Source organism: Stenotrophomonas pictorum JCM 9942 (assembly GCF_001310775.1).
Classification (GTDB): Bacteria; Pseudomonadota; Gammaproteobacteria; order Xanthomonadales; family Xanthomonadaceae; genus Stenotrophomonas; species Stenotrophomonas pictorum.
In genome coordinates, this window is sequence record NZ_BAZI01000038.1 from 1 (window position 1) to 14,561 (window position 14,561).

Annotated in this window: 12 protein-coding genes and 2 pseudogenes; 1 reads left to right on the top strand and 13 read right to left on the bottom strand. The window is 64.5% G+C overall.

Annotated features, from left to right (window positions below):
• The 8 genes from JCM9942_RS03980 to JCM9942_RS04015 all read right to left on the bottom strand — a co-directional run.
• On the bottom strand, positions 1-591 hold a 591-nt coding region (locus tag JCM9942_RS03980), incomplete at its 3' end, for an RNA polymerase factor sigma-54 (protein WP_484600191.1).
• A gap of 256 nt (positions 592-847) precedes the next feature.
• The gene (locus tag JCM9942_RS03985; protein WP_054657822.1) at positions 848-1,480 is read right to left on the bottom strand and encodes a response regulator; all 633 of its coding nucleotides are present in this window, start codon (positions 1,478-1,480) and stop codon (positions 848-850) included.
• 68 nt (positions 1,481-1,548) lie between these two features.
• The gene (locus tag JCM9942_RS03990) at positions 1,549-2,118 is read right to left on the bottom strand and encodes a PilZ domain-containing protein (RefSeq protein ID WP_054657804.1); all 570 of its coding nucleotides are present in this window, start codon (positions 2,116-2,118) and stop codon (positions 1,549-1,551) included.
• A complete protein-coding gene (locus JCM9942_RS03995; protein ID WP_145974348.1) occupies positions 2,115-2,435 on the bottom strand; it encodes a hypothetical protein in 321 nt (106 codons plus the stop codon). The genes JCM9942_RS03990 and JCM9942_RS03995 overlap by 4 nt, the downstream gene beginning before the upstream one ends.
• On the bottom strand, positions 2,428-2,847 hold the full coding sequence (gene fliS / locus JCM9942_RS04000) for a flagellar export chaperone FliS (RefSeq protein ID WP_054657808.1): 420 nt from the start codon (positions 2,845-2,847) through the stop codon (positions 2,428-2,430). The genes JCM9942_RS03995 and fliS overlap by 8 nt, the downstream gene beginning before the upstream one ends.
• Positions 2,848-2,988: 141 nt before the next feature.
• Positions 2,989-4,341 carry a flagellar filament capping protein FliD gene (fliD, locus tag JCM9942_RS04005; protein WP_054657810.1) on the bottom strand — a complete coding sequence of 451 codons (1,353 nt, stop codon included), beginning with the start codon at positions 4,339-4,341 and terminating at the stop codon, positions 2,989-2,991.
• Positions 4,342-4,628: 287 nt separating this feature from the next.
• Complete coding sequence (locus JCM9942_RS04010) at positions 4,629-5,870, bottom strand: flagellin (protein ID WP_054657812.1); 1,242 nt, start codon at positions 5,868-5,870, stop codon at positions 4,629-4,631.
• Positions 5,871-6,236: 366 nt separating this feature from the next.
• Positions 6,237-7,418, bottom strand: a complete 1,182-nt coding sequence (locus tag JCM9942_RS04015; protein WP_241772748.1) for a flagellin — start codon at positions 7,416-7,418, stop codon at positions 6,237-6,239.
• Between JCM9942_RS04015 and JCM9942_RS19970 the strand changes: the two genes are divergently transcribed.
• Entirely contained in the window at positions 7,321-7,545 is a 225-nt protein-coding gene (locus JCM9942_RS19970; RefSeq protein WP_241772749.1) for a hypothetical protein, read from the top strand. The two genes, JCM9942_RS04015 and JCM9942_RS19970, sit on opposite strands and share 98 nt — an antisense overlap.
• Positions 7,546-7,778: 233 nt before the next feature.
• Here the strand turns inward: JCM9942_RS19970 and JCM9942_RS04020 are convergent, their stop codons facing one another.
• From JCM9942_RS04020 to JCM9942_RS18100, 5 genes and pseudogenes are all read right to left on the bottom strand, one after another.
• Positions 7,779-8,954, bottom strand: a complete 1,176-nt coding sequence (locus tag JCM9942_RS04020; protein WP_054657816.1) for a flagellin — start codon at positions 8,952-8,954, stop codon at positions 7,779-7,781.
• Positions 8,955-9,698: 744 nt separating this feature from the next.
• Positions 9,699-10,903 (bottom strand): annotated as a pseudogene (locus JCM9942_RS20440) (flagellin).
• A 67-nt stretch (positions 10,904-10,970) separates the two neighbouring features.
• Entirely contained in the window at positions 10,971-12,173 is a 1,203-nt protein-coding gene (gene flgL, locus JCM9942_RS04030) for a flagellar hook-associated protein FlgL (RefSeq protein WP_054657818.1), read from the bottom strand.
• Positions 12,170-14,050 (bottom strand): flagellar hook-associated protein FlgK, encoded by a 1,881-nt coding sequence (gene flgK, locus JCM9942_RS04035; protein WP_054657820.1) that lies wholly within the window; start codon positions 14,048-14,050, stop codon positions 12,170-12,172. Before flgK ends, flgL begins: the two co-directional genes overlap by 4 nt.
• Positions 14,051-14,061: 11 nt before the next feature.
• Positions 14,062-14,561: pseudogene (locus JCM9942_RS18100) on the bottom strand (glucosaminidase domain-containing protein); the annotation flags it as partial.

The following is a 14,561-nucleotide window of genomic DNA, read 5'->3' on the forward strand; positions in this document are numbered from 1 at the left end:
CACGCAGCCGGGCAGGGTGGACAGCTGCACCTGCAGGCTTTCGCGCAGGTCCACCGCGGCCATGCCGCACGGGTCCCCGGTCAGCAGGCGTTGGCGGATGGATTCCACATGGGCGCCGTCACGGTCGAAGCGGGCGCTGGCCAGCAGGGTCAGCGAGGCGAGCGGCGCATCCAGATAGCCGGCGTCATCGCAGTGTTCGAGCCAGAACGCGGCGATTTCCAGATCGCCTTCATCCAGATCCAGCGCAAGCTGGCGCAGCAGGCGGACATGGGGGTCGCTGGATTCGCCGGCGGCGATGCGTGCGGTACGGTCGTCCTCACCCTCGTTCCAGCCACCGCCGGCGACATCCCACATCGAGCTCTCGGGCAGTTCATCGAAAGCGGCAGCTTCGACCTGTGCATCGGCAGCAGGCGGCAGGTCATCGGCCGTCGCGTGCTCTTCCACCATCTCCAGCAGCGGATTGTTCTCCAGAGCCAGACGCACTTCCTGTTCCAGCTGCATGCCATTGAGCTGCAGCAGACGGATGGATTGCAGCAGCGCCGGGGTGAGGTGGAGCTGTTGCCCGAGCTGGGCGGAAAGCGTGGTCTTCATGGGGCGACACCAACACGTGAAAAATACGTTATGGAACGCATCTTGCGTGGGCGGTGTCAGGGTTTGAATCGGTGCAAACCTGATGCCGGTAGTCGAATCACCGACGCCATGTCGGGGATTACCTTACGCCGGGACGTAATCCTGACGCGCCGGAAAGCCGCAACCCCTTGTATTGCAGTGTTCTGGGGGGCGCGGGGGAGGGCGGGTGACGGAATTCCGGAACTGTGACGTCAGGCCACAACCGCGCCCGCCGGTTTTACGCCAGCTCCTGCTGATGGCGCGCGGCGAACAGCAGCAGGTCATTGGCACGGCGGCAGCCCAGCGCTTCCATCATCCGCGCCCGGTGGGTTTCCACGGTTTTGACGCTGATACCCAGGTCGGCGGCGATCTCTTTGGTGCTCTGACCGTTGCCAAGCTGGCGCAGGATCTGGCGTTGCCGCGGCGAGAGCGCCGCAACGCCGGTCGGACGCTCCCGGCTGAGCATCGGTGCCAGCATCTTTGCCGAGATCTGTGGGCTGAGGAACAGCTGCCCGGAATAGGCCGCCCGCAGCGCCAGCTCCAGTTCCTGCGGGGCGGCATCCTTGACAATGAAGCCGACCGCGCCGCGGTCAAGTGCATCACGCACATGCGCGGTGTCATCGTGCATGGACATCATCACGATGCGCGCGTCGGGAACCCTCGATCGGATGTCCGACAGCGCTTCCAGGCCGCTGCGACCGGGCATCGACAGATCCATCAACACCAGTTCGGGTTGATGGAATACCGCCATTTCCACTGCCTCATCGGCGCTGCTGGCTTCAGCGATCACCTGGATGCCGGCAAAGCTCTGCAGCAGCCGGCACAGACCGGCGCGCACCAGGGTGTGGTCATCGACGATAAGAACGCGCACTGGGGCAGGCATCGGCAGTGGGTAGGCGGTCACATTAGCCGAGTGGCTGCCGCAGCGCCAACCGGCGGTCAGCGCACGCGCCGGATGCCGGCGATCTGACGCCGATGCAGGCGGAACAGGTGGCGTTCCACGGCCGCGGTCAACGCGTCGCTGGTCGGGTGCAGGCGCAGCCACAGGTGATGGATGCCATCGGTTTGCTGTTCCGCAACCAGTTGCACCGGCAGCTCGATATGGTCGGGCAGCCAGTCGGCCGGCTGCAGCCGGATCACTCCGGCGCTCCCGGGGGCCGCGCCGCTGCCGTGTGGCGACGCCAGTCGCAGGCCCAGCCGGGACCACTTCAGATTGCAGGTCGGCAGGGGCGCCGTGGATTGCTGCAACAGGCGTCCCAGCAACACCAGGGCCAGATCCAGGCGCGCTTCCAGGCGCTGCAGCTGGGCACTGCCCTCAAAACGCTCCTCGCCGTCATCGGCACCCCGCGAGTCCTCCACCAGTGCGACGCTGCGCAACAGCATTTCCGCGTTGCCCGGGCGGCGTACCTGGACGCCGGCCTCGAATTCGGCCGGCACCGCAAGATCGCAGCTGAGCGTGTCGGCAAACAGCTCGGTTTCAGCGGCGGACGGCGAGGCGGGGGCGTTCATGCCAGCGATTCTGCCTGATGATAGGCCTGCACGGCGCGTACCGACTGGTGGCCGGCACGCAGCTGGGCTGCAGCGGCATCACGGCGGTCAGTCATATCGGCGGTCAACGACTGCTGCATTTCCAGCAGTGAGCGCAATGCACCGGCCTGCGCCTCGCCACCGTTGGCGGCGATGTACTCGCGTACCTGCAGATCGTGATGGGCGACGATGCGCTGCGCCAGCTCGTGGTCTTCTTCGCCCAGCGCGATGCGCAGGGATTCCAGGCTGCTGTAAAGCGCCTCCAGCCCGGCGTCGTTGGTCATGGTGGACTCAGGCATGGGAAGCGGCCGGACGCTGGCGCTGGGCGAGGGGGATCGCGTTCCAGGCCGATTCGATTTCGCCCAGCAGGCGCAGGGTTTCGTGCAACGCGGAGGGATCGTTGTGCAGATTGGCTTCGGTCAGGCGCTGGGCGATGTAGTCATACAGCGCGGACAGGTTGCCGGCCATTTCTCCGCCGGCTTCGTGGTCCAAGGTGCCGTTGAGGTGGCCGACGATGGCGCAGGCTTCGCCAATGGCTTTGCCCTTGCGGGCCTGGTCGCCCTGCAGCAGGCAGGCCTCGGCCTGTCGGATGCGTTCACAGGCGCCGCTCAGCAGCAGCGCCACCAGTTTGTGCGGATCGGCGTCCGAGACGCTGCTCGTCACTCCCACCTTGCGATATTGCTCTGCGAACTGGCGGCTGGAACCGTACATGGGTCGGAATCTCCTTTATGCCCGCCCCGCGCTCATGGATGGGCGACGGGGGGCGCCAACAGGCGCCGGGGCGATGCGATGCGGGGTGTCGCTCTTTCTATCGGCCCGGTTGGCCCGGGCTTGAGGGCGGTGCGGGGATGTCTACTTGGACTTGGGCGCCAGTGCGGCCAGCTGTTGGCTCAGGTAATCGCTGGTGCTCTGCATTTTCGCCACCATCGTGTCCATCGCGGTGAACTGCCTGGTGTAGCGGTCGGAAACCTTCTCCATGCGTGCATCCAGGTTGTCCAGGTCGCTCTCCAGCTTCTTGATCTGCTTGTTCAAGCCTTCGGTGCGCAGGCTCAGGGAGCCGTGGGTGGCATCGAGCTGGCTCTTCAGTACGGTCTTCAAACTGCTGGCCAGGCTTCCTTTCTCGCCCAGCAATGTATCGGCGGCCGTGGGGTTGGCGGCCATCGCCTTGTCGAATTCGCCGGCATCCAGGCTCAGCGTGCCTTCCTTGGAAATGCTGATGCCCAGGGCCTTGAGCTGCGTGACATTGCCGCCGACCAGGTTGCGCATCTGCTGCTGCAGGCCACGCACCATCGCATCGCCGGTCAGGGCCGAGGCGGTGTTGCTGGTGGCGTTGTAGCTGCTGCTCGACTTGAGTACGCCCATAGTCGCGTTGTAGGCGGCCACAAACCCCTGCAGGTTTGCTTTCAGCGGCGCGTTGTCCTGGCTGACCGTGAGTGTCTTGGTCACGCCGACGTCAGCCTTGCTCAGGCTCAGCGTCACGCCGGGGATGATGTCGGTGATGCTATTGCTGCTGGAGGTGCGCTCGAAGCCGTCGACGCGGACCAGTGCATCGGTGGCCGCCTGCGGTTGCTTCAACCCGTTGCTCATGTTGCCGGGGTTGCCATCCCAGGTCAGCGCTGAAAGTCCGCCATTGCCACCGGTGGTGGACAGTTTCAGTGCGCCCGCGGTGCCCGGATCGGTCGCGTTCAGCACCAGATGCTGGCCACCGTCGGCGGTGATGACGCTTGCACTGACACCCTTGCCGCCGGCGGCCTTGTTGATGGCCGCGGCGATATCGGACAGGGTGCTGCCTTCGGCGATCTCCACATTCAGCGCGCTCTCGCCCCAGGCGATGGAAAGCGTTCCGTCACCGACGGCCGCGTCCTTGGCGAACGCGCCTGAGGTCAGCTTTTGCGCCTGGGCCAGGCTGGCCACCTCGATGCTGTAGCTGCCTGCGACCGCGCCAGTCCCGATGCTGGCGGAGAATCCCGCGCCTTCGGCCACGCTCGACTTGAAGGCCGGGCTGGTGGCGCTCTTGCCAAATGCTTCCAGCGCGGTTTGCAGGTTGCTCAGCCCGCTTTTGATATTGCCCAGCGCCGACAACTTGGCGGTGGCGGCCGTGCCGGCACTGTTGATGCGGTTGGCGGTCGGTGCACGCTCGGCGGCGACCAGCTGCGCGACGATGGTGGGGATGTCGAGGCCGGAGCCGATTGTATTCAGAGCCATGGTTTTCCTTGCGGGCCAGATGGCCGTCGTGGTGGCCAGGCAGGCCTGTGAGGTCTATCGGCCAGTGGCCGGCAGACTTGAGGGCACTGCCGGCATGACGGCGTGACGAGTCCCCAGCACTCGTGCAAATTCTGTGCCGCACCCGCAGATGCGGACGACGGAGCTGCGGCGGCAGGATGGTCGCCGCCGTGTGCCGGTGCTATGCCGTCTGACGTTTTCACCGATAAAGAAAAGGCCCCTCCGGAGAGGGGCCTTGGGTGTTGCCTGAAACGTGGTATCTGGCGGGATCAGCCCAGCAGGCTCAGTACGTTCTGGGTGGAGCTGTTGGCCTGGGCCAGCATGGCGGTACCGGCCTGCTGCAGGATCTGTGTGCGGGTCAGCTCCGCAGTTTCCTTGGCGTAGTCGGTGTCGCGGATACGGCTGCGCGAGGCCGACAGATTTTCCGAGGTGGCGTTGAGGTTGGCGATGGTCGAGGTGAAGCGGTTCTGGATCGCACCCATGTCGGCGCGCGAGGCGTTCACCGCATTCAGCGCCTTGTCGACGATCTGCAGCGCTTGCTGCGAACCGGCGAAGCTGGTGATGTCCAAATCCTTGGCGTACTTGGCGTCTGCTGCGGTAATGGCGCCTGTGACAACACTTGCACCGGCCGCAACGTTCGTCGGGATGCCAGTGACGGTCATCGAGTCGCCCACCTTGCCTTCTTTCCAGGAGGACAAGGCGAGGTTGCCAGTGGCATCAACCTTGGCATTGACGCCGCTTTCGCCGCTCTTTGCGTTGATTGCTGCTGCCAGTGCGTTCCCGATAGCAATTTTGCCAGCAGCTTGCGCGTCAGCTTGTGCGGTGCCACCGGTAAATACGCCAGAAGCGGGAACTTCAATAGCATCCAATTTGATGCCGTTGATCTCGATAGCTCCGGCGGCAACTGAGACGGCGTCATAGGTGAAGTCGGTAACTGGCGTGCCAGCCGTGGTAGCCGGTGTTGCCAAGGTAATGGAACCCGAAGCGAACATCGCGCCACCCAGCGCATCCTTACTGGCATTGATGATGGTGTTGATGCCGATGGTCTGGCCGGCATCGGCGCCGATCTGGAACAGCGCGCCGGAGAATGAGCCATCCAGCAGGGCGGTGCCGTTGAAGTTGGTCTGGCGCGAGACGCGGTCGATTTCCGAGACCAGCTGGGTAACTTCGGCCTGCAGGGCCTTGCGGTCGGAATCGGAGTTGGTGGCGTTGGCCGACTGCACGGCCAGTTCACGCACGCGCTGCAGGTTGTTGCCGATTTCGACCATCGCGCCTTCAGCGGTCTGGGCGAGCGAGATGCCGTCGTTGGCGTTGCGCACGGCCACGTCCAGACCACGGATCTGGGTGGTGAAGCGCTCGGAGATGGCCAGGCCGGCGGCATCGTCCTTGGCGCTGTTGATGCGCATGCCCGAGGACAGGCGCTGGATGCTGGTGGCCAGGCTGTTGCCGCTGGTGGTCAGGTTGCGCTGTGCGTTCAGCGACATCACGTTGGTATTGATTACTTGCGCCATGGTGGCAATTCCTCTTTGGTGTCTGATCCGGCACAGCTGCCAGGCCGGTGTTGTGCAGTGTGGCAAGGCCGGAAGGCATTGCCGCTGCTGTAATCAATAACGGCACTTGACGCGCAGGCTTTAGTGCTGGTGCAACGGAAATACGGTTTTCCGCTTGCGGCCGACATTCGCCCGGGCAACGGAATGCGCCCGGGATGTTTGACGTGGGCAGCGGTTGTGGTCCACATCGCCCCGGATGCAGAGCGCCTGTGTGCAGGGTGTCTACGGGTGCGATGACGGGCTTGCGATCCGCATATCGCGTCAAAACAGAAAGGCCCCTCCGGAGAGGGGCCTTGGGTGTTGCCTGAAACGTGGTGTCTGCCGGGATCAGCCCAGCAGGCTCAGCACGTTCTGTGTGGAGCTGTTGGCCTGGGCCAGCATGGCGGTACCGGCCTGCTGCAGGATCTGCGTGCGGGTCAGTTCGGCCGTTTCCTTGGCGTAGTCGGTATCGCGGATACGGCTGCGCGAGGCCGACAGGTTTTCCGAGGTGGTGTTCAGGTTGGCGATGGTGGAGGTGAAACGGTTCTGGATTGCACCCATGTCAGCGCGCGAGGAGTTCACCGCGGTCAGGGCTTCATCAACGATGGAGAGAGCTTGCTGTGCGCCGGCGATACTGGACACATCGAGGTCCTTGGCGAATTTCGAAGCATTGACAGTAACAGTTGGAGTGGTTGGGGCGCCGGTTACAGCGGCAGCAGCGGTATCGGCATCTTTCCAAGTGCCTGCATCGATCTTGACTTTGCCTGCACTATCATCCTTGATCGAGACAAAGTTGACCTTGGTTTTGTCCGTCTTATCGACCTCGGCGTAAACGCCGGTCTGATCCATTTTTTCGTTTGCGGCGGCAGCGATTGCCTTCGCTAGGTCAGCTTTTGTTGCAGCGTCGTCAGCACCGGCAGCAACTGAGATATTACTCAGCGTAACTTCCTTGCCATCCGTGCCGGTGATTTTGAACCCAGTGATATCGACACCCTTGGTAGCGGTGTTGACCGCAGTGATGTCTGCCGAACTGAACTGACGACCTCCAAGAGAGTCCTTGCTTGCATTGACGATGGTGTTGATGCCGATGGTCTGGCCCGCGTCGGCGCCGATCTGGAACAGGGCGCCGGAGAACGAACCATCGAGAAGGGCGGTGCCGTTGAAGTTGGTCTGGCGCGAGACGCGGTCGATTTCCGAGACCAGCTGCTTGACTTCCGCATCGATTGCCTTGCGATCCGAATCGGAGTTGGTGGCGTTGGCCGACTGCACGGCCAGTTCACGCACGCGCTGCAGGTTGTTGCCGATTTCGACCATCGCGCCTTCAGCGGTCTGCGCCAGCGAGATGCCGTCGTTGGCGTTGCGCACAGCCACGTCAAGACCGCGGATCTGGGTGGTGAAGCGCTCGGAGATGGCCAGGCCGGCGGCATCGTCCTTGGCGCTGTTGATGCGCATGCCCGAGGACAGGCGCTGGATGCTGGTGGCCAGGCTGTTGCCGCTGGTGGTCAGGTTGCGCTGTGCGTTCAGCGACATCACGTTGGTATTGATTACTTGTGCCATGGTGGCGATTCCTTTTTGGCGTCTGATCCGGCACAGCTGGACGGCCGGTGTTGTGCAGTGTGGTAAAGCCGGAGGGCATTTCCGCTGCTGTAATCAATAACGGCATTTGACGGGCGGGCTTTAGTGCAGGACCGATGAAATTGCGGATTCTTGGCTGCGCTCATACAAGGAATGTCCCGGGCCTCTGTCGGCACTACAGGTTTCTGGATCCGCTGCGGCTATCCAGGTTGTAAAAGCGGGGGGACTGGCATTGACCTGCTGCCGGGCACGTATCAAGAAGGCCCCTCCGGAGAGGGGCCTTGGGTGTTGCCTGAAACGTGGTGTCTGGCGGAATCAGCCCAGCAGGCTCAGCACGTTCTGGGTGGAGCTGTTGGCCTGGGCCAGCATGGCGGTACCGGCCTGCTGCAGGATCTGCGTGCGGGTCAGCTCGGCCGTCTCCTTGGCGTAGTCGGTATCGCGGATACGGCTGCGCGAGGCCGACAGGTTTTCCGAGGTGGCGTTGAGGTTGGCGATGGTCGAGGTGAAGCGGTTCTGGATCGCACCCATATCGGCGCGCGAAGAATTCACTGCGGTCAGTGCTTCATCAACTACCGACAGGGCGCGCTGGGCACCGGCAACGCTGGAGATATTCACAGCGCCAACGGTATCGCTGACGGCAGCGTCGACCTTGATCGCCGAGATGCCGGTAAAGGCGGGGGCCAGAGTGGCGTCTGTGGTGGTGCCTGCGCTGAACTCAAATGCTTTTCCTGCTTTCAGCGAGGTCAGCGTCATCACGCCAGCATCGTCAACGGAAGCATAGACGCCCGTCTGATCCATCTTGTCATTCAGTGCATTGACCGTCTTTTTGGCCATGTCGATAGCTGATTCGCCAGCTTTGAACGTGATATCGCCGATGTCGATACTGTTGAGTTTCAGGCCGGTGACCTTGCCATCCGCAGTAGCAGCGGCGCCGTAGATCGCTGCAGCGCTCTTCTGTTCGGCTGCGTAATTGGCCTTGCCCAATGCGGCGGTGCTGGCATTTACGATGGTGTTGATGCCGATGGTCTGGCCAGCATCGGCGCCAATCTGGAACAGGGCGCCGGAGAAACTGCCGTCCAGCAGGCTGGTGCCGTTGAAGTTGGTCTGGCGCGAGACGCGGTCGATTTCCGAGACCAGCTGGATGACTTCGGCCTGCAGGGCCTTGCGGTCGGAGTCGGAGTTGGTGGCGTTGGCCGACTGCACGGCCAGTTCACGCACGCGCTGTAGGTTGTTGCCGATCTCGACCATCGCGCCTTCGGCGGTCTGGGCCAGCGAGATGCCGTCGTTGGCGTTGCGCACGGCCACGTCCAGACCACGGATCTGGGTGGTGAAGCGCTCGGAGATGGCCAGGCCGGCGGCGTCGTCCTTGGCGCTGTTGATGCGCATGCCCGAGGACAGGCGCTGGATGCTGGTGGCCAGGCTGTTGCCGCTGGTGGTCAGGTTGCGCTGTGCGTTCAGCGACATCACGTTGGTGTTGATTACTTGGGCCATGGCGGCGATTCCTCTTTGGTGTCTGATCCGGCACAGCAGTACGGCCGGTAGTGTGCAGTGCGGTAAAACCGGAAGGTGTTGCCGCTGCTGGAATCAATAACGGCGCTTGACGCGCAGGCTTTAGCCGGATCGTAAGAAATGTCAGCACGCTGGGCAGGCATCCGCGCGACAGCCAGACGTGGCGTTGAAGTCGCCGGGCATACATCGCCGCCAGTGGGTTCGATTTCAGAACAATCGAGCAAAAATCGCTCGACGCCGGACGAAAATCGGGCGTGCGCGACCAAAAAATGGTCGGTGTCGACCAGAAATCGCTCGTGAGCGAGCAAAAACGGTCGTCGTCGACCGCCAAACGGTCGCGGGCGGGCAAAAACGGGCACTGCGGGCCGATCAGCGGCCGGGGACAGTCCTCCGTCTGACTGCCCGGGCGGGAAGATCCCGCGCCCAGAGAGGGAGCGGGCAGTTCCCTATCCGGGACCGCTTCTGAACCGAGCATCGGTGCGGCGCAGCCAGTTGGCGAAGGAGCGCCGGGGTCCGGCCCGGCAGTGGGGTCGATGGCGAGGCGCGATACCGATCGCAAGCCCAGCGGCGGTTGGGTTCCGGCAGCCTGGGGGTGGAGCCGCGGTTGGTGGCGTGGACTACTTGCGCCGCCAGCCGGGTGCCCGAAGGGGCGTGGCAGTGCTGTATCGGAAACGGAAAGGGCCCCTGCAAGAGGGGCCCTGGGTATTGTCGATGTAGCGTCAGTTCTTACTGCTGCAGCAGGCTCAGCACGTTCTGGGTGGAGGTGTTGGCCTGGGCCAGCATGGCGGTGCCGGCCTGCTGCAGGATCTGCGTGCGGGTCAGCTCCGCGGTTTCCTTGGCGTAGTCGGTGTCGCGGATACGGCTGCGCGAGGCCGACAGGTTTTCCGAGGTGGTCTGCAGGTTGGCGATGGTGGAGGTGAAGCGGTTCTGGATCGCACCCATCTCGGCGCGGGCCGAGCTGACCGCGGTCAGGGCTGTGTCGATCACGTCGATGGCGCGCTGCGCGCCGACGAAGTCGTTGACGTCCAGATCCTTGGCGGCAGTGGCGGTGGCGGACAGAACGCCGCCGCCGCCCGGGGCGGCATCTTCCACCAGCCGTATTCGGCCAAGGTATTGGTGCCACCGGTGACGGTGAACGTCTGCCCGCCCTTGAGCGACGACAGGGTCAGCACGCCGTCTTTATCAGCCTCGGCGTAGATGCCGGTCTGGTCGAGCTTGGCGTTGATCGCCTGGGCGATGGCGTTGCCCATCTCCTTGGCGGTCGCACCCATGGCGTAATCGACATCACCGATGGTGACCGGAGTGGCATTGCCATCATTGGTCACGGTGATGGTCAGTCCGGTCAGGGTGCCGGCGGCAGCCGCCGGCGAAAGCGTGCTGGCCGCATCACCGACGTAGTTGTCAGCGAAGAAGCTGGTGCCCAGTGCGTCGGCGTTGGCATCGACCAGGGCGTTGATGCCGATGGTCTGGCCGGCGTCGGCGCCCACCTGGAACAGCGCACCGGCGAAGGTGCCGTCCAGCAGGGTGGTGCCGTTGAAGTTGGTCTGGCGGGCGACGCGGTCGATTTCGGCCACCAGCTGCTTGACCTCGGCATCCAGCGCCTTGCGGTCGGAGCTGGAGTTGGTGGCGTTGGACGACTGCACGGCCAGCTCGCGGATGCGCTGCAGGTTGCTGCCGATCTCGACCATCGCGCCTTCGGCGGTCTGCGCCAGCGAGATGCCGTCGTTGGCGTTGCGCACGGCCACATCCAGGCCGCGGATCTGCGTGGTGAAGCGCTCGGAGATCGCCAGACCCGCCGCATCGTCCTTGGCACTGTTGATGCGCAGGCCCGAGGACAGGCGCTGGATCGAGGTGGCCAGCGACGCGCCGCTGGTGTTCAAGTTGCGCTGTGCGTTCAGCGACATGATGTTGGTGTTGATGACTTGGGACATGGCGTTTCTCCGTTGTGGTCGTGCGCTTGCGTCGTGTGAGGTAGCGGGTGCTGGGCGGGTAGAGGAATCAGCGGATCATGTTGAACAGCGACATCGACTGCATCTGGGTGAAGATGGTCTGGGCCGCCTGTAGTGCCGCGCCTTCGAGCTTGTATTGCCCGATGGCTTCGGCGTAATCGAGGTCGCGCAACTGCGACAGCGAGGTTTGCAACGTCACCGAATTGGCCTCGCGCAGGGCGGCGGCGTCATCGATGGATTTGAGCTGGGCGCCACCGGCGGCGCGGGCGTCGATCAGTGCCTCGGCGGCGCGGGACACATCTCGGATGCTGGCCTGCAGCGCGTTCTGCTGCGCGGTGCGCCCGGCCAGCGTGGAGGTGTCCATTTCCAGGGTCTGCACCAGTTTGTCCAGCGTGCTGAACACATCGCGGGTGCCGGCCGGCCCGGCGTTGAACGCGTCGCCAGCCACCGGGGTGCCTTCAATGCGCACCCGTAGCCCTTCGAAAACGATGTCTTCGCCGCTGGCATAGTTGCCGGTGCCGACGACGGTATTGCTGGCATCGACCACCTCGTAGGTATCGGCGGCGGTGAAACGCAGGGTGTAGCTGGAGCCATCCCAGCTGCCCGAGCCGTCACGGCTGACGTCGGTCAGCACCGCCTGCCCGGCGTTGCCGGCCACCGCGCCGCCGTCCACCGTGCCGTCGCCGGTGCGGATGCGCAGGAAGATCTCGCTGCCCGGCAGGGTGTCCTTGATGAACGTGCCCGGCGCCACTTCCACCATGCGCTGGTTCTGGTCGCCGTTGTAGATCACGCTGCCATTGCTCAGGGTGAACGGCGCGGCGCCGTCGGCGGCACCGCCGAACAGGTAGCGGCCACTGCCGTCGCTGCTGTTGGACAGCGCCAGCATCTGCTCCTTGATCGACTTGAGCTCGTTGGCGACGGCTTTGCGGTCATCCACCGACAGCGCCGCGTTGTTGGCCTGGATCGAAAGGTCTGACACGCGCTGCAGCAGCTCGCCAGCCTGGGCCAGGGCGTTTTCCTGCAGCCCCAGGCGGTTCTGCGCGCTGCCGGCATTGGCACCGAGCTGCTTGAGCTCGGCCAGGATCCGGTCCATGCCGACGGCGGCACCGGAGGCGACCGGGTCGTCCTTGGCGGTGACGATCTTCTTGCCCGTGGCCAGCTGCTGTTCCAGATGCGAGAGCTTGCTCTGCTTGGACATCATCAGGAACACCGACTGGTCATACATCATGCTGCTGGAGATACGGTTGTTCATCGGCGCACCGCGGAAAGGATGGTCTGGAACATGGTGTCGGCGGTGGAGATCAGCTGCGAAGCGGCCTGGTAGGCCTGCTGCAGCCGGAGCATGTCCGCCGCTTCCTCATCGAGGTTCACGCCGGAGATCGCGTCGCGGCTGGCTTGCGCGTTCTGGTTGATCACCTGCTGCGCCTGCAGCGAGTACTCGGCTGCGCGGGCGGCCGAGCCGATCTGCGTGGTCAGCCCGCCGAGCGCACCGTTGAGGGTGATCGTGCCGCCATTGAAGGCCTTGGCGTCTTCCACGCCGGCCAGACGCGCGGCGTTGCCGTTGTCGCTGGAACCCGGCGCGGTCTTGCCGATGGTGAAGGTGTCACCGGCGGCCGGCTTGCCGTCGAGCACGAGACTCCAGCCATTGGCGCTGATGGTCTGGCCCGGCGTGTACGGGAACGGGCCGGCGCCATCGATGGTGTACTGGTTGGCATCGAGGAATTCGATGCTGGCCGGGTTGAGCAGGGCCGGGTTGGCGACATCGAGGATGTCCAGCTTGCCGAGCACGCCGGTGCCGCTGTTGGCCAGGTCCGAGGCCGCTTTCACCGGGTCGGCGGCCGCGATACGCGAAGGATCGGTGATCGCCACCGACAGGCCGTTGGTGGCTGTGGCCGTGGGCTGCAGTAGGAAGCGGTCGTTGGCCGCCGGGGTGCCGCCGACCACGAACTCCACACCGTTGACCACGAACGGATCGGCTGCGGTGCCGGCGCCGGTCATCGGCACACTGACGCCGGTATCGGCGCGCGAGGCCTGCCAGCCCGTGCCGTCGAAGCGCAGCATCAGGTTCTGGCCGTCCAGAGCGGTGGTGTCGCCATAGCTGCCGGTCAGCGTGGCGCTGCCGGTGTTGCCGCTGTGGTTGGTGATTTTGGGCGGGGCCAGGTTGAAGAAGTCCGTGCCCATGTCGCCATACAGATCCATGCCTTCGCGGTGGCTCTGGTTGAACGACAGGGCCATGCCCACCGCGATGCGGCCCAGCTCGCCTTGGGCCGGTGCCAGCACGCTGTCACGGAATTCCAGCAGGCCGCCCAGCTGGCCGCCCAGTGACTTGTTGCCCAGGTTCACCGTCATGCCCTGGGTCTTGATCGCCAGCTGCAGGCGCTCGGGCTGTAGCGGATCGGTCACCGTGGTGACCTTCGAGGCGGTGGTGCCCACCACCAGCGCATGACCGCCGGCGGAGAACACGTTCATGATGCCGCCGTCCTGGATCACCGCGGTGCCGCCGGTGTAGCCGATCAGCTGCGAGATCAGCTGGTCACGGCGATCGAGCAGGTCCGGTGCGGCCGCCGCGGCGTTGCCGCCGATGGTGCCGTTGATCTGCGCGATCTCCGCCGCCAGCCGGTTGACTTCCTCGGCGCCGGCGATCAGGCCGTTGTTGACCTCGTTGCCCAGCGTGTCCAGATTGGCGCTGAGCTGCTTGAAGCGCGTCACCAGGGTGGAGGCGCTTTCGAGCAGGCTGCGGCGGTCGGTGGTGCCCGAGGCGTTGGCCGACAGTCCGCTGACCGAATCGAAGAAGTTCGACCACACCCCGGCGACGTTGGTGGCCGAATCGGAGAACAGTGCGTCCACCCGGTCGGCCATAGACGAGAGCTGCTTCAGCCGCGCCAGTTCACCGCTGCTGTCGAGCAGCCGCGAGATCGCCAGCTGGTCGGCGACGCGGCGGATATCGGTGATTTTCGTGCCGTTGCCCACGTCGCCATAGCCGACGTTGGAGGGATCGCGCGTGGCGAAATCCACCTTCTGCCGGCTGTAGCCGTCGGTCTTGATATTGGCCACGTTGTGGCTGACGGTAGCCAGCGCCCGCTGGAAGGCGATAAGCGCACTGGTACCGGTGGAAAGAACATTGGACATGGACGTCTATCTCAACGACGGGTGATGCCGGACAACCCGGCGTTGCTGGCAAAGGTCCGGCCCATGCGGGCGCCGGCATCGCCGATGGCGGCGACGGCACGTTCGATGGTCGGGCCGTTGGCGATGGCGGTGATCTTTGCGGCGTAGGCCGGATCGGTGGCGTACCCACCCGTTGCAAGCCCTGTGCAAAACCGTGCACATCGCTGCCGGCGCCCAGTGCGGCCTGGTAGCGCGGGTTGCTCTTCAGCAGGCGCACGTAGTCGCCAAAGCTCTCGGCCATCGAGCCGTAGGCGCGGAAACTGGCCACTTCGGTGCGGCGTTGGCCGTTGACATACTCGTGGGTACCGGTGGTGGCACGCTCGCCGCTCCAGCCGGTGGCCTTGATGCCGAACAGGTTGTGGCTGCTGCTGCCGTTGTCGCGTGCGATGTGGCGCTTGCCCCAGCCGGTTTCCAGCGCGGCCTGGGCGACCAGCGCGCGCGGGTCCACGCCCAGTTCTCGAGCGGCGCGTTG

Excerpts from the sequence above, each read along its gene's own strand:
- JCM9942_RS03990 (WP_054657804.1), bottom strand. The coding sequence starts at position 2,118 with ATGAACGCCCCCGCCTCGCCGTCCGCCGCTGAAACCGAGCTGTTTGCC.
- JCM9942_RS03995 (WP_145974348.1), bottom strand. The coding sequence starts at position 2,435 with ATGCCTGAGTCCACCATGACCAACGACGCCGGGCTGGAGGCGCTTTAC.
- fliS (WP_054657808.1), bottom strand. The coding sequence starts at position 2,847 with ATGTACGGTTCCAGCCGCCAGTTCGCAGAGCAATATCGCAAGGTGGGA.
- fliD (WP_054657810.1), bottom strand. The coding sequence starts at position 4,341 with ATGGCTCTGAATACAATCGGCTCCGGCCTCGACATCCCCACCATCGTC.
- JCM9942_RS04010 (WP_054657812.1), bottom strand. The coding sequence starts at position 5,870 with ATGGCGCAAGTAATCAATACCAACGTGATGTCGCTGAACGCACAGCGC.
- JCM9942_RS04015 (WP_241772748.1), bottom strand. The coding sequence starts at position 7,418 with ATGTCGCTGAACGCACAGCGCAACCTGACCACCAGCGGCAACAGCCTG.
- JCM9942_RS04020 (WP_054657816.1), bottom strand. The coding sequence starts at position 8,954 with ATGGCCCAAGTAATCAACACCAACGTGATGTCGCTGAACGCACAGCGC.
- flgL (WP_054657818.1), bottom strand. The coding sequence starts at position 12,173 with ATGAACAACCGTATCTCCAGCAGCATGATGTATGACCAGTCGGTGTTC.
- flgK (WP_054657820.1), bottom strand. The coding sequence starts at position 14,050 with ATGTCCAATGTTCTTTCCACCGGTACCAGTGCGCTTATCGCCTTCCAG.